A 14,929-nucleotide genomic window follows, 5' to 3' on the forward strand; every position below is an offset into this window, starting at 1 on the left:
GGCCAGCCGGCGATCATTTGCCGGCCAGAATATCCCGGATCAGCCGCTGGCAGCGCTCGGCCATGAAATCGAGCAGCAGCCGCACCTTCGGATCCTGCAGCTTTTTGTGTGGGTAGACGGCGGCAAACTGCACCGGCGTCGGCGGCGTGTTGCTCAGGATCACCTTCAGCCGCTGGTCGCGGATAAACGGCTCGACCTCGAAGCGCGGCTTGTTGATGATGCCGCGGCCGGACAGCGCCCAGCCGGTCAGCACGTCGCCATCATCGGTATCGTAAGGGCCGTGCACCTCGAACTTTTGCGGGCCGTTCGGCGTCTGCAGAGTCCAGACATATTCACGCGCGCCGGAATAGCGCAGCATCAGGCAATCGTGTTTCTTGCCGATCAATTCCTGCGGCTCGCTCGGCTCGCCGCGCACTTCCAGATATTGCGGGGCCGCTACCAGCACGCGCTCGCATTCCATAATGCCGCGCATCCTGAGGCTGGAATCCTCGATGATGCCCAGCCGGAAGGCAACGTCGATGCCTTCCTTCATGATATCGACATTGTGATCGGAAAGCCGGAGTCGTACCTCGATATCGGGGTACCTGTCGTGGAAATCCGGGATGCCGGATGCTACCAGCCGCCGCCCGAGGCCGAGCGGCGCTGTCACCTTTATGGTGCCGCGCGGCTGGCCGGATAATGCGCTGACCGCCGCTTCCGCCTCGGTGACCGCCTCCAGCACCTGCTTGGCGCCGGAGTAGAACACCGTGCCGTGCTCGGTCGGCATCAACTGCCGCGTCGTACGGTTGAACAGCCTGACGCCCAGGTGCTTCTCGAGCTCCTTGATCCGGTTGGAAGCGACCGCCGGCGAAATGCGCATGTCGCGCCCAGCCGCCGACAAATTGCCGAGCTCGACGACACGGACGAAAACGGCGATGTTATCGAGATAGGCCATGCGGCTTTCGTGGCTCTCATGTGGCTGCGTAGGATCAGCCTAGTATTTTCCAATTTTTTTTGAAAGTCATCGCGCGTCTCGGCCCTTTCCGTTTGCGCTCCAACCCGTAAAGTCAGCCGATCGGCAGGGACGATTTTTCATGATGGATTTCGCGATATTCTGGGATTGGCTGAGTTTCGCCGTGCGCTGGCTGCACGTCGTCACCGGTATCGCCTGGATTGGATCGTCCTTTTATTTCGTCGCGCTCGACCTCGGGCTGCGCCAGCGTCCGGGCATGCCTGCCGGAGCCTTCGGCGAGGAATGGCAGGTGCATGGCGGCGGCTTCTACCACGTGCAGAAATACCTGGTGGCGCCGGCCGAAATGCCCGAGCACCTGACCTGGTTCAAATGGGAATCCTACGCCACCTGGCTGTCGGGCTTCGCCATGCTGTGCATCGTCTACTATGCCGGGGCGGACCTGTTCCTGATCGATCCGAATGTGCTTGCCATGTCGGTGCCTGCAGGCATCTTGCTGTCGCTGGCGACGATCGGCGTCGGCTGGGTGGTTTACGATCTCTTGTGCCGTTCGCCGCTTGGCAACAGCGACACCGGCCTGATGCTGGTGCTCTACGGCGTGCTGGTGTTCATCGCCTGGGGCCTGACCCACCTGTTCACCGGCCGCGCCGCTTTCCTGCATCTCGGCGCCATCACCGCGACGATCATGTCGGCCAACGTTTTCATGGTCATCATCCCCAACCAGAAGATCGTCGTCGCCGACCTGATCGCCGGCCGTAAGCCCGATCCGAAATACGGCAAGATCGCCAAACAGCGCTCGCTGCACAACAACTACCTGACGCTGCCGGTTTTGTTCCTGATGCTGTCGAACCATTATCCGCTGGCGTTCGGCACAGAGTTCAACTGGGTCATTGCCTCGCTGGTGTTCATCATCGGCGTGCTGATCCGGCACTATTTCAACACCAGGCATGCGCGCAAAGGCAATCCGACCTGGACCTGGCTGGCCGCCGCCGTCCTGTTCGTCGTCATCATCTGGCTGTCGACGGCACCGAAGCTGCTGACCGGCGAGGTCAAAACGTCCTCGGCGGCACAGGTCTACGTCGCCTCGGCGCATTTTCCCGCCGTGCGTGATACGGTGCTTGGCCGCTGTTCGATGTGCCATGCGGCGGAGCCGTCCTACGAGGGCATTTACCACGCGCCTAAGGGCGTGATGCTCGATACCGATGCCGGCATCGCCGAGCACGCCGGCGAGATCTACCTGCAGGCCGGACGCAGCCACGCCATGCCGCCCGCCAACGTCACCCAGATCACCGACAAGGAACGGGCACTGCTGGTAGCCTGGTTCGAAGGCGCGGGGAAATAGCATGACCAGCACGCTCCTGCGCGGCCGCACGCTGTCGTTTTTGCGTTGGCCAGAAACTATCGACGACCATTCCGCCTGGCGCTACGAGCAAGATGGCGGCCTGCTGATGCGCGACGGAAGGATCGTTGCCGCTGGCGCCTATGCCGAAGTCGAGAAAAAGGCGGGCGAGGGAACAAAAAAGATCGACCATAGGCCACATCTGCTGCTGCCCGGGTTCATCGATGCGCACGCGCATTTTCCGCAGATGCAGGTCATCGCTTCCTTCGGCGCCGAGCTGCTCGACTGGCTGAACACCTACACCTTTCCGGAAGAGACCAAATTCCAGAACGCCCAGCATGGCCGCCGTATCGCCAGGCTGTTCCTGGATGAAGTGTTGCGCCACGGCACGACGACTGTCGCCGCCTATTGCTCGGTGCACAAGGAATCTGCCGAAGCGTTCTTTGCCGAGTCGCATGACCGCAACATGCTCAACATCGCCGGCAAGGTGATGATGGACCGCAACGCGCCGGAAGGCGTGCTCGACACGCCGCAATCGGGTTATGACGACAGCAAGGCGTTGATCGAGGAGTGGCACGGCAAGGGGCGCCAGCACTATGCCATCACCCCGCGCTTCGCCATCACCTCGTCGCCCGAGCAATTGGAGATGGCGGGCGCGCTCTGCCGCGAATATCCTGATCTGCACATGCAGACGCATTTGTCGGAAAACCACGCCGAGATCGCCTTCACGCAGCAGCTTCATCCGCAGGCGCGCGACTATACCGATGTCTATGAGCATTACGGGCTGCTCCGCCGAAGAAGCCTGTTCGGCCATTGCATCCATCTCTCGGAACGCGAGGCGGACGCACTTTCCGATAGCGGCTCGGTGGCGGTGTTCTGCCCGACCTCCAACCTGTTTCTCGGCTCGGGCCTTTTCGATTATCAGCGCTATCGCCGCCGCGAGAAGCCGCTTCGCATCGCCGCCGCCACCGATGTCGGCGGTGGCACCAACTATTCGATGCTGCGCACCATGGACGAGGGCTACAAGGTGATCGCGCTGAACGGCGAGAAGCTCAATCCGTTCCAGTCGTTCTGGCAATTGACCCGCGGCAATGCCGAGGCGCTGTCGCTTGCGGAAAAGATCGGCACCCTCGAGGAAGGCAGCGACGCAGATATCGTCGTGCTCGACGCCCGCGCCACGCCGGCGATGCGGCTGCGGGTGGAGACGGCGGACACGCTCGCCGAGGAATTGTTTCTGCTGCAGACGCTCGGCGACGACCGCGCCGTGCGCGAGGTCTATGTCGCCGGCCGCGCGGCCAAGACGGACATGGCGGTTTAGCTGTCGCATGCGACCGGCTTGACCGTGCGGCAGCCATCCGGCAAAGCGTGCGGCGAAGTTGACAGGGGAACGACATGGCCGTTGCGGACGACATCGCTCTGATCAAGAAACAGGAAGCCACGCTTGTCTTTTCGGGCTTCGATGAAGCCGTCGCTTTCGAGATCGGCTCGGCGATCCGCGACCGGGCTCTCAAGGAAAACCTGCCGATCATCGTCGATATCAGAACCTTCGACCGGCCGCTGTTCTATGCGGCAATGCCCGGCTCGAACGCTTCCAATCCGGATTGGGCGCGGCGCAAGATCAACGTGGTGCGGCGGTTCCTGAAAAGCACCTACCGCATGGTGCTGGAGCAGCAGCGCCCCGACCGCAGCTTCAAGCCAGGCGAGGGATTGGATACTGCCGACTACGTGCTGGCCGGCGGCGGCTTTCCCATCTCTGTCAAGGGCGCCGGCGTCATTGGCGTGATCGCCGTCTCCGGCCTGCCGGAGCGTGAGGACCATGGCGTGGTCGTCGATGCGCTGTGTGAGCATCTCCGCATCGACGCGCGCGAGCTGGCATTGCCGGCGGAAGCAAAATGACAGAGGTAGACCCCAAATCCTTTCTCATTTCGATCTTCAACGCCGCCGTTGCCGCCGCCGATCCCCAGAGGACGATCAAGGATCATCTGCCGGCAAGGCCGAAGGGCCGCACGATCGTCATCGGTGCAGGAAAAGGCTCGGCGCAGATGGCGGCGGCTTTCGAGAAGGTGTGGGACGGGCCGATCGAAGGGCTGGTCGTCACCCGCTACGGCTATGGCGCGGCCTGCCGGCGCATCGAGATCATCGAGGCGGCGCATCCGGTGCCGGATGCCGCGGGGCTCGCAGCTTCCCGGCGGCTGCTCGAAAAAGTCCAGGGACTGACTGCGGACGACCTCGTCGTGGCGCTCATTTCGGGCGGCGGCTCGGCGCTGCTGCCGTCACCTGCCGAAGGCCTGACGCTGGCCGACGAGATCGCCGTCAGCGAGGCGCTGCTCGCCTCCGGCGCGCCGATCGCCGCGATGAACACCATCCGCAAACATCTTTCCACGATCAAGGGCGGCAGGCTGGCGGCCGCCGCATATCCGGCCAAGGTGGTCTCGCTGGTTGTTTCTGACATTCCGGGCGACGATCCGGCTCTGGTCGCTTCTGGTCCGACCGTACCGGATATAGGCAGTCGTAAGGACGCATTGGCGTCGATCGCTGCCTATGGCATGAACCTGCCGGCTTCGGTCATGGCGCATATCAATTCGCCGGCGGCCGATGCGCCACGACCGGACGACCCGCGTTTTATCCGCAACGAGGTGCATCTGATCGCTTCCGCCGGCGTCTCGCTGGAAGCCGCAGCGGCCGAAGCGAAGCGCCAAGGCATTCAGGCGGTCATTCTCTCCGATTCCATCGAAGGCGAGGCGCGTGAGGTCGGCGGCGTCCACGCCGCGATCGCGCGCGAAGTGGCAACGCGCAACCGGCCGTTTGCAAAACCGGTTCTGATCCTGTCCGGCGGCGAGACGACGGTGACCCTGCGTGCAAAAGGCAAAGGCGGCCGCAACTCGGAATTCCTGCTCGCCTTCGCCATTGGCATCAGCGGCATAGTCGGCGTGCACGCACTGGCCGCCGACACTGACGGCATAGACGGTTCGGAAGACAATGCCGGCGCCTTCGCCGACGGCTCGACGGTGTCGCGGATGCGTAAGGCGGGCGTCGATGCCAAGGCCATGCTTGCCGGCAACAATGCCTGGACGGCATTCAATGCCGTAGATGACCTTTTCGTATCCGGTCCGACCGGCACAAACGTCAACGATTTCCGGGCGATATTGATCAAATAGCTCAGGCGGCCATCAGCTTTTTCACCGCTCTCATATCCTGCAGGAACCGGTCGCGTTCTGCCTGCTTATCCGCCGGCTCGCGAATGCGCAGGATGAAGGACGGGTGGATGGTGACGAAGACACGCAAGCCATCGTCGCGCTCCACCACCGCCCCGCGCATCTTCATGATCGGCACCACCTTGCCGAGCAGCGCCTGCGCCGCCGTCGCGCCGAGCGCTACCGCCAGATTGGGCTTGATCAGATCGATCTCCTTGTCGAGCCACCAGCGGCATGCCTGCACCTCGCCGGCGTTGGGCTTCGAGTGGATGCGCCGCTTGCCGCGCGGCTCGAACTTGAAATGCTTGACCGCGTTGGTGACGTAGACTTTCAGCCGATCGACGCCCGCATCGTCCAGGATCGCGTCGAACACCTTGCCGGCCGGACCGACGAAAGGCTTGCCCGCCAGATCCTCCTGATCGCCCGGCTGTTCGCCGACGAAGATCACCTTGGCTTTATCAGGGCCTTCACCGAACACGGTCTGCGTGGCGTCGTGCCATAGCGGACAGCGGCGGCAGATCTTGGCCGTTTCGCGCAGTTCAGGAATCGTTCTGGCGTCGATTTCTGTCGTTTCCGGAGACTTGCTTGCAGGCAAGCTTCTTGCCTGCACCTTGGCATGGTGCGGCGTCGGGGTTGTCTGCATCCTGGCGATCATGACTAAGGCGGCCTTGTTCGCTCCTGCAATCAGATACGCAATGAGAAAAGCCCGCCGAAGGTTCCGCTGAAATTATTCCGCATGCGCCTTCGACGGCGGATGGCCGACGATGTGATGCCCTACACCTCGTGCAGATAGAGGTGATAATCCAGTTCGCTGACCGTGCGCGCCACGCGCAGATATTCCGATTGCTTGATTGCCACGAACGTCCGGTGCAGGTCTTCGCCCAATGCGCCCTTGAGGAAGCTCGACGCCCTTGCGGCCTCGATCGCGGCACGCCAGTCGACCGGCATCGTCGTGCGCGTGACGGCGGATTCGTAGCCATTGCCCGTGGTTTCGGGACCGGGGTCGAGGCCTTCGTCAAGGCCTTTGACGATGCCTGCCAGCACCGTTGCTGCCACCAGGTAAGGATTCGCGTCGACGCCCGACGGCCGGTGCTCGATGCGCCGATTTTTTGCGTCGCCGGCCGGCACACGCAGTGCCACCGAACGGTTGTTGACGCCCCAGGTCGGCGCCACCGGCGCATAGGATTGCGAGACGAAGCGCCGCCACGAGTTGGCATGCGGCGCGAAGACCAGCATCGATTCCGCCATCGTCTGGATCAGTCCGCCGAGGCCGCGCAGCAGCGGCAGCGACCAGCTTTCACCGCCGGTTTCGGCAAAGACATTCTTGCCGGCATCGTCCAGCAGCGAGACATGAAAATGCATGCCCGAGCCGGCATATTTCTCGATCGGCTTGGCCATGAAGCAAGCGGTGACACCATGACGGCGCGCCTGCGCCCGCACCAGACGCTTGAGCATGACGAGATCGTCAGCCGCCCGCATCACATCCTTGCGGTAGTTGAGCGTCAATTCGTACTGGCCCGGCGCATATTCGGAAATGACCGTCTCGGCCGGGATGCCTTGCACCTTGGCTGCAGCATAGATGTCGGAAAACAGCGGCTCCATGCCGTGCAGATGATCGACGGAATAGACCTCCGTCTTGGCCGAGCGGCGTCCGTCGAGCACCGCGTGCGCCGGCTGCACCTTGCCTTCGGCATCGCGCTCGTTGGCGAGCAGGAAGAATTCGAGTTCGAAGGCGCCGGCCGGATGCAGGCCCTTGGCCGCAAGCATATCTACCTGGCGGGCGAGCGCCAACCGCGGGTCGGACGACATTGGCTGGCCGTCGAGATGGTACATCGCCATCAGCACCTGGCCGCGCGGCGGCTGCGTGCCGAACAGCGGCACCAGCGTGCCAGGGATCGGCCATGCCCGGAGATCGCCGTCGCCAGTCGTCCAGATCAGCCCGGTCTCGTGCACATCCTCGCCGGTGATATCGAGGCCGAGGATCGAGATCGGCATGTGCCGGCCGTTCTCGAAGATGCTCATCAGTTCGTGCCGGCGCACGATCTTGCCGCGCCCGACACCGTTGGCGTCGGTCAGCACGATATCGAAGGCTTCGATCTCGGGATGGGCCTCGAGAAAGGCTCGCGCCTCTGCGGGCGTGGAACCCGAAGGTGACGTCACGATGGAACTCAAATCTGGCTTGCGTGCTTCTCTCATGTCGCAAGCTTGTCTCACGCCGTGAGCCTGGCCGCAACCGCCGCGAAGGCGGTGATCAGCCGGTTCACCTGGGCCGCACTCGTGGCCGGGGAGATCAGCATCATGTTGTGGAAGGGCGCGATCAACACGCCGCGATTGACCAGCGCGACATGGATCGCCGCTTCGAGTTCGGGCGCATGGGCTGCTTCCGCTTGGCCGCCATTCCTCAGCGGGCCGGGCGCGCAGATGAACTCGACGCGGGCGCCGACACGTGAGACATGCCAGGGCAGCCGGTAGCGGTCGATGACGGCGGTCAGTCCGGCGTCGAGCCGCCGCGCAAGGGTACGACCCGGAGACATGGGTAACAGAATGTACCTAAGACGTGGGTGGCAACCTCGTGCCGTCCTCTGTTCCAAGTCGATATATCCCAAATCATAGTTCCATGAGGCTGGACCAGCCAGATGCGGTCCTCGACCTGTTTGATGCCGACTTTGGCCGGCGAAGACGAGGCTGCGGCCAGCCGCAACGCGGTCTCCTGGACTTCGAGGTCCGTATTCTAAATCCGATCTAGACTTTGACGAAAAACGCTGAGCCGTTAGAGTACATCGATTCGACCGTCTGTCGCACAGAGCGGCCATCATAGGCGGGACGGCATGGCGCCGCTGCATTGTGGAGCTGCAGCTTGGGGGGAAAGTGACAGATCTAACCAATGAACCTGATGCTACACGGCTGATCTACGGCCTTAGGGACACCGGATACAACTTCAATACCGCAGCAGCGGACGTCATTGACAATTCAATAGCTGCTAATGCGACCCAAGTGAATGTTGTCCTTGAGCTGATGAACGATGGCCGAAAGTTCGTGTGCTTCGGCGACAACGGGGACGGGATGGACGCGGCCATGCTTTTTGCAGCGATGCGCTATGGCGCGCCGGCCAGAGCCAACCTCGCGAGCCTTGGCAAATTCGGCCTTGGTCTCAAAACCGCTTCCACCTCAGTTTGCCTGAGGCTGACAGTGATCTCACGACGCGGCCCCGGTGATGGGTTTGCCAAGCTAGCATGGGACCTTGAACACGTCGAAGCCACCAATGAATGGGTCATGCTAAGCGAGGCGGTGAGCGCAGACGAGCTTGATTGGTTTGAGGAGCTCTGCGGAGACAGGGGGACGCTCGTTATCTGGTCTAAGTGCGATCGACTTCTCTCCAAGGAATACAACCAGCCCGGAGGAACCCAAGAACAGGCGGCGATGCGTCGCCTCTCAGAAAGGCTGCGAGAGCACGTGGCGCTCATTTACTACCGCTTCCTCGATCCGGCGGATAAGCGCGAGCGCACGGTCAGTATCTGCATCGACCATGAAAAGGTGGAACCGTGGAATCCCTTTTACCCGGAAAAAGCTGAGCAGGTGCTTGGCAAGGACCTACAGAAGCTTGAGGTCGAAATGGATGATGGAGCTGTCGAGGTGGCTCACATTCGTGCCTGGATCCTGCCCAACCAGCGCGATCTCAATGGCGAGGAGCGCAAGAAAGCGCGTATCACCAACCGCGGGCAGGGCTTCTACATCCATCGCGAGGGCCGCGTAATCCAGCAGGGCGGCTGGCTTGGCGTGTTTGGCGCGGTCGAACCTCACACGTCGTTGCTGAGGGTGGAGTTCGACTTCGATCACAAACTCGATCATGCGTTTAAAGTGGACGTCAAGAAATCCAAGATCCTATTCGATCCTGCACTCGAGGACGAGCTAAGGCGTCGCTTGCAGCCGACCTATCGCGAAGCTGGCAATCGCTATCGCCGCAAAGAACGCGCGGCCGCGGTCGAACGCGGCGTCGATCACGACAGCGCCAATAAAGTAATTGGCAACACGCCATCCACCAAGAAGCCGTCGGTTGATTCGTTCGACCCGGCATCGAAAATTGCTACGCTCGCCAACAATCGGGGACCTAGTATCCGCCTCAAGGTTCCGGTCGAAACAAACGTTGATCCGAAGAACATCTACGTTGAGGCGGTCGACGACATCACCAGTGGTAACCTGTGGGAGCCCGCGATGCGCAGCGGCGAAGGCACCGGCTTCGTTACGGGGGTGCGAATCAACAAGCACCACGATTTTTACCAGAAGATCTACCAGCGGGCGGCCGCAAGCGGCTATGCGGTTGAAGGCATCGATCTGCTGATGTGGGCTTTCGCAACGGCGGAGCAGAACAACACTAACAGCGAACTCGAGCCCATCTTCGAGGACATGCGCGATGAAATCTCGACCAATCTTAGGAGATTGCTGCGGGAGGTCCCACTGCCCGATGACGACGAGCTGATCGGGTCCGACGAAGAGGCTTGAGATGCTGGCGGCGCAGCAAGCACTGATCCGACGCGAGGTCGAGGACGGAACTGGCGCAGCCGTGGGCGTCGAGACTGTGAGGGACGGTGCCCAGACGGGGCTCAGGCTCTGGTTCGACGATCTCGGCCGGGCGCGCAGCCCGATAGTAGAGCTGGTCCCACGGGGCCTCAAACGTTACGAGGCCCGGCTGCGTTTTGCTTCCTTTTCGGCGGGAACGATTACGCAGATGCAGGTCGCGCAGCCTGAGGAAAAACAGCTCGCCCGTGCCCTCATTCGCAGCGCTGCTAGCGGGGCTGAGGTGACGATTCCCGGCCAGTCACTCGAGGATTGGGATATTCGTGACAGCAGCTTTTCGATCATCGCCCTCCAAAAGGGCGTCGAAGACCGCTTCGGCGCAGATGCGCTCACCGCGACCTGTCGGGCAATGGTGATCCCGATGCTAGCTGCTATGGCCGAACTCTATGGTTATGACCCTATCTTGCCGCCAGAGGCGCCAAGCTTAGAGGGCGAGATCGAGGGCACGGTGCTTATTTCGGTGGTGAGGCGCCGGGAACGCAATCCGCGCAATCGCCTCCTGTGCCTCCGGATTCATAGACCAATCTGCGGTGTGTGCGGCACCGACCCGACTGCCGTCTACGGGGACGCCGGTCACATCATCGAGGTGCATCACATCCAACCTCTGTCACTGGCCGGTGAGCCGCGTGCCTATGACCCAGAAACCGACCTGATCCCGCTGTGTCCAAGTTGCCATCGTGCTGCTCATACCCGCCGGCCGATGCCTTGGTCGCCCGATGAACTTAGAGCGATACTGGGTCGCGATGGTTGAGTGGACAGCAGCAGCACCGAATACGTTTGCGGAGGTCGTGCGAAGCCTTCCGCGGGATGTCCTATTCTCCGAGCGGTTGCTGCAGCCTGTGCTGAGAATTCGGCGTGAAGCATCAGGTTTTTCGGCCGGCCTCTACGGGCGGCGGCTAGTTGGTGGAGAAGCGGTCCTCATTCCCGCGCCAGCCCTTAGCTTCAGCTGGGTGCTCGACGGCAGTACGGTCCGGCCGCTGCCAGCGGACACGCCCGCAAGGGTTCGGGATCTTCTGGATGGGAGCCTCAGCTTTGCCAAGGTGGTGCAGATACTGCAGCTCGATAACCCCTTGATCGAAGTCCAAGCTGAGCCTTCGGTGTTCACGCCAGCGAAAACCGAGTCCGACGCGATGGACCCTGGGGCTGCGCCACCCGGTCTGAATGCGGTTCTCTTTCCCTATCAGGCACGCGGCGTCCGGTGGATGCTTGACACAGTTCGCCATACTGGCGGGGTCATCCTTGCTGACGAAATGGGACTTGGAAAGACGGTCCAGATTATCGCGCTGCTACTCTTTGACCGTCCGGCCCTCACAGCACCAGCCCTTATCGTCTGTCCCACCAGCCTCGTGGCCAACTGGCGTAGCGAAATCTTGCGTTTTGCCCCCGACCTTTCCGTGATGATTCACGGCGGCCCACACCGCGCCGGAACTTCAGCGGGGTTGGTGCGCGCCGAAGTCGTCGTCTCCACCTACGACACGGTCGTAAACGACGTTGCGATTTTCCAAGGTGTAGAGTGGAGTTGGCTGATCTGTGACGAAGCTCAGGCAGTGAAGAACCCGGACGCCAGGCGTCGCACAGTCTTGGCGTCGCTGCCGCGCCGCCGTACGATCCCGATGACCGGCACTCCGGTCGAGACATCGCTGCAGGACCTGTGGTCACTCACCGATCTAGCTATTCCCGGCCTTCTCGGCCCGCGTAACCAATTCTTGACCTACTACCCCGACGATGAAACGGCTGCGCGTCAGCTAGCCGACATCACTGCGCCGATTGTGCTGCGGCGCCGTGTGGCGGACGTTGCCGGCGACCTGCCTGAGCGCCGTGACATTGACGTCCCCCTTGAGCTGGGGGACGAACTTGCTGCCCACTATTCGCGGGTACTGGCCAATACGCTTGCGCGATATCCGAGTGCGGGCCCACTGGTCGCGACAGGACAGCTCCAGCTTTTCTGCGCGCATCCTTGGCTGCAAGGCGGCGGCGAGCCTGACACTGATGACGACGCTGTACTTTGCTCGAACCAAACCTTGCCTCTTATGACGCCCAAGCTTGAACGTACGGTCGCGCTCCTTGAGGAGGCCTTCCTCACGGGACGGAAAGTTCTCATTTTTGCAATATTCAATCGGTGTGGCGAACTGATCCGCGAGGCGGGGCGGCATCTGCCACCGGCTTTCTGGGGCGCAATCAACGGATCGACGCCGCAGTCGGACCGGCAGCGGATTGTAGAAGCATTTACGGTCCATGCAGGTCCGGCCTGTCTCGTGCTCAATCCTAAGGCAGCAGGTGCGGGCCTCAACATAACTGCCGCCACGATCGTGGTCCACTATACCCAAGCTTGGAATCCAGCGCTCGAAATGCAGGCCAGCGCACGAGCGCACCGGCGGGGCCAGAAAGATCCCGTAGCGATTTACCACCTGTTTTACGAGAACACGGTTGAGCGGGTAATGATAGACCGGTCTAACTGGCGGCGTGATCTCGCTAATGATGCCGTCCCAATCTCCGCGCGCGAACACGCCGACCTGCGCCGCGCGCTCACGATCCGGCCGGAGGCAGAAGATGGCTGAGCAGCGCTTTGAAAAGACTTTGACCGCTAACGACACTGGGCGATCGCGTAGCCATCAGGCAGGCATTCATGTCCCCAAGACTCAGCGGGATCTAATTGCGTTCCTACCGCCGCTAGACGCCGAAACCCTCAACCCTAGCGTCTGGCTGACGGCCCGCGACGAGGATGGCACGACCTGGAGGCTTCGCTACATCCATTATAATAACCGGCTTCATAGTCCCAAGGGAACTCGGAACGAGTTCCGCATTACGCATCTGACGGCATACTTCCGGGCAGCAGGTGCAGGCCCAGGTGATCGGATGATGATCTCTGGCGAACCTGGAAGCGGACAGATCCGCATTAGCGTCGTGGCGGAAAATATGGCGGCCGGAGGACCCAAGGCACGTACGGTGCGCCTTCGCGGATGGCGCCGTCTTCACTAACGTCACGCCAGTTGGCTGCGGAATCCGGGCCGTTCATTCATCGCCCACCTTCTTGATCCGAGTCTTCAAGCCCAACCCCGCAGTTCGGCGTTTTCCTGACCTTCAAGCAGCCACGCTACCGCCCTTGAAAAGGTCTCGTCAGCGCCCAACCGGTGCCTCCCTCGTAATGAGCACTCCCATATCGTCAGCGACCGCCAATTAGAGGCGATCAGCTCTAGCTCCACACTTAGGTCGCGGGCCTTGTTGCGCAGGATTTTGGCACTCCAGAAATCTCGCCTTGTCTCCGGCATTCGAAACAGGCAGCAGTCATGACCGTGCCAGAAGCATCCGTGGACAAAAATCACTGCACGATATTTCGGAAAGATCAAATCGGGCTTCCCTGGGACCCCCGTGCCGTGAAGACGGTATCGGAAGCCTCTAGCGTGTAGCGCGCGACGGACCAACAGCTCGGGTCTGGTATCCTTCCCCCGAATGCCGGCCATCATCCGGCTACGCGCCTCCTGGGATACGATATCAACCAACTTCGCGATCAACCAATGAGAGGATGTGTGGCTTCATGGCGTTCGCCACAGCTTCTACCACAGGGACCACCACAGCGTTTCCGAACTGCTTGTAGGCCTGCATATCGGACACGGGGATAAACCATTCCTTACCCTCGCGCGCGAACCCCATAAGCCTTGCGCACTCATCGGGAGTGAGCCGACGCGGGCGTTTTCCTTCGCCTTGGTCAATCAGGATTTCGGAGCCATCTTTGTAGTAGCGAGCAGAGAGAGTGCGCGCGACATCGTTTGGGCCGAAAAGACCGTAACCGAATCCATTACCTTTCGCCGTATGCTTCTTCTTGTAGTCCCTTAGGTATTGCCAGAGATCGGTAGTCAGCGTGTATTTTGGGTCAACTGTCTTCGAAAGTATGCTGGCAAGCTTCGGCCCAGGACCGTTGGGTATTTTGACCTCATCGAACGAGAAATTAATTTTCTCAAGGAACCCGACAATAAAGATACGTTCGCGTCCTTGTGGCACCCACGGACGCGAGCTAAGTACTTTTGTCGTGACATGATACTGAAGGTCATTGCGAAGTACATTCAGGATCGTCTCGAACGTCCTGCCCTTGTCGTGGCGCTCAAGATTTTTTACATTCTCCAGTAAAAATGCCTTCGGCCTGTGATGTTTAATGATCTGCGCTACATCGAAAAAAAGTGTTCCCTGTGTCTCATCAAGAAAGCCGTGGCTGCGACCGAGTGCATTCTTCTTGGAAACACCTGCAATAGAAAAAGGCTGGCAAGGGAAACCAGCAAGCAAGACATCATGTTTCGGAATGGTGTCTAAGGCCTTTGCGTCTTTGGTGAACTCACGAATGTCACCCCCGAACTTATGTTCCGGATCCTCCAGAAAGTTCTTGCGATAGGTTAGCACCGCGTATTTGTCCCATTCGCTGGTGAAAACGCATTTGCCGCCAATCGTTTCGAACCCCGACCGGAGGCCACCTATGCCGGCGAACAGGTCAATGAAGCGGAACGTGCTCTCAGGGCGCGCCTTCTTATGGTTCTCTGCAACAAGCCTGAGGACATCCATCGCCAGCGCAGTTGGAGCTGATTCTCCCCGCTCGTGCCGATAAGCGGAACTGATTGAAGATCTGGTGATCCGAGCGGCTTCTTCAATGGTGAGTCCGGCCTGTTCCCGGAGCATGGAAAATTCGGTTCTCGGCACGGGATGAGTGTTCAAGGGGCCGAATCTCCTACTGTGTCATTTTTTCCCAATTTGGCAGAATCTGACTCAGGGCACAAATGAATTGGTTGGCTCACGCGTGCGCCATGCTTGCAATCTGCCAATCCTTCCTGCTCAGCCAATCTCGAAAGGCGGAAGTCAATCTGACCTCTGGAACCCAATCCGCCT

The 14,929-nt window shown here is 60.8% G+C and carries 13 protein-coding genes and 1 pseudogene; 8 read left to right on the forward strand and 6 right to left on the reverse strand.

The genetic code is table 11. The features are described 5' to 3' along the window. Window positions 1-13: 13 nt before the first annotated feature. Complete coding sequence (locus NKJ13_RS10690; RefSeq protein WP_352480068.1) at window positions 14-934, reverse strand: LysR family transcriptional regulator; 921 nt, start codon at window positions 932-934, stop codon at window positions 14-16. Between the two features lie 139 nt (window positions 935-1,073). Here NKJ13_RS10690 and NKJ13_RS10695 point away from each other — a divergent pair, with 139 nt between their 5' ends. The 4 genes from NKJ13_RS10695 (at window position 1,074) to NKJ13_RS10710 (ending at window position 5,446) form a co-directional block, all read left to right on the forward strand. After that, a complete protein-coding gene (locus NKJ13_RS10695; RefSeq protein ID WP_352505900.1) occupies window positions 1,074-2,291 on the forward strand; it encodes a urate hydroxylase PuuD in 1,218 nt (405 codons plus the stop codon). A 1-nt stretch (window position 2,292) separates the two neighbouring features. Then, complete coding sequence (gene guaD, locus NKJ13_RS10700; RefSeq protein WP_352736846.1) at window positions 2,293-3,606, forward strand: guanine deaminase; 1,314 nt, start codon at window positions 2,293-2,295, stop codon at window positions 3,604-3,606. 74 nt (window positions 3,607-3,680) lie between these two features. Continuing rightward, complete coding sequence (locus NKJ13_RS10705; RefSeq protein WP_352736848.1) at window positions 3,681-4,184, forward strand: heme-degrading domain-containing protein; 504 nt, start codon at window positions 3,681-3,683, stop codon at window positions 4,182-4,184. After that, entirely contained in the window at window positions 4,181-5,446 is a 1,266-nt protein-coding gene (locus tag NKJ13_RS10710; protein WP_352736850.1) for a glycerate kinase type-2 family protein, read from the forward strand. Before NKJ13_RS10705 ends, NKJ13_RS10710 begins: the two co-directional genes overlap by 4 nt. A 1-nt stretch (window position 5,447) precedes the next feature. Here the strand turns inward: NKJ13_RS10710 and NKJ13_RS10715 are convergent, their stop codons facing one another. From NKJ13_RS10715 to NKJ13_RS10725, 3 genes and pseudogenes are all read right to left on the reverse strand, one after another. Beyond that, entirely contained in the window at window positions 5,448-6,170 is a 723-nt protein-coding gene (locus tag NKJ13_RS10715) for a UdgX family uracil-DNA binding protein (RefSeq protein ID WP_352736933.1), read from the reverse strand. Between the two features lie 86 nt (window positions 6,171-6,256). Further along, window positions 6,257-7,678, reverse strand: coding sequence for a glutamine synthetase family protein (locus tag NKJ13_RS10720; protein ID WP_352736852.1), 1,422 nt, complete (start codon window positions 7,676-7,678; stop codon window positions 6,257-6,259). A gap of 14 nt (window positions 7,679-7,692) precedes the next feature. Then, window positions 7,693-7,998, reverse strand: a pseudogene (locus tag NKJ13_RS10725) (aspartate aminotransferase family protein); the annotation flags it as partial. Window positions 7,999-8,350: 352 nt separating this feature from the next. Between NKJ13_RS10725 and NKJ13_RS10730 the strand changes: the two are divergent. Genes NKJ13_RS10730 through NKJ13_RS10745 form a run of 4 tightly spaced genes read left to right on the forward strand, consistent with a single transcriptional unit; the run spans window position 8,351 to window position 13,036 of the window. Beyond that, on the forward strand, window positions 8,351-9,982 hold the full coding sequence (locus tag NKJ13_RS10730; RefSeq protein WP_352736853.1) for an ATP-binding protein: 1,632 nt from the start codon (window positions 8,351-8,353) through the stop codon (window positions 9,980-9,982). A gap of 1 nt (window position 9,983) precedes the next feature. Continuing rightward, the gene (locus tag NKJ13_RS10735) at window positions 9,984-10,808 is read left to right on the forward strand and encodes an HNH endonuclease (protein WP_352736855.1); all 825 of its coding nucleotides are present in this window, start codon (window positions 9,984-9,986) and stop codon (window positions 10,806-10,808) included. Further along, on the forward strand, window positions 10,801-12,615 hold the full coding sequence (locus NKJ13_RS10740) for a DEAD/DEAH box helicase (RefSeq protein ID WP_352736857.1): 1,815 nt from the start codon (window positions 10,801-10,803) through the stop codon (window positions 12,613-12,615). Before NKJ13_RS10735 ends, NKJ13_RS10740 begins: the two co-directional genes overlap by 8 nt. After that, window positions 12,608-13,036: an EcoRII N-terminal effector-binding domain-containing protein gene (locus NKJ13_RS10745; RefSeq protein WP_352736859.1), complete on the forward strand. Its 429-nt coding sequence runs from the start codon at window positions 12,608-12,610 to the stop codon at window positions 13,034-13,036. Before NKJ13_RS10740 ends, NKJ13_RS10745 begins: the two co-directional genes overlap by 8 nt. 65 nt (window positions 13,037-13,101) lie before the next feature. On the opposite strand, the gene NKJ13_RS10750 is transcribed toward NKJ13_RS10745, so the two are convergent. Then, the gene (locus NKJ13_RS10750) at window positions 13,102-13,569 is read right to left on the reverse strand and encodes a very short patch repair endonuclease (protein WP_352736861.1); all 468 of its coding nucleotides are present in this window, start codon (window positions 13,567-13,569) and stop codon (window positions 13,102-13,104) included. Then, window positions 13,550-14,758 (reverse strand): DNA (cytosine-5-)-methyltransferase, encoded by a 1,209-nt coding sequence (dcm, locus tag NKJ13_RS10755; protein WP_352736863.1) that lies wholly within the window; start codon window positions 14,756-14,758, stop codon window positions 13,550-13,552. The genes NKJ13_RS10750 and dcm overlap by 20 nt, the downstream gene beginning before the upstream one ends. Window positions 14,759-14,929 lie beyond the last annotated feature (171 nt).

The organism is Mesorhizobium sp. M0174 (assembly GCF_040322275.1).
GTDB lineage: Bacteria > Pseudomonadota > Alphaproteobacteria > Rhizobiales > Rhizobiaceae > Mesorhizobium.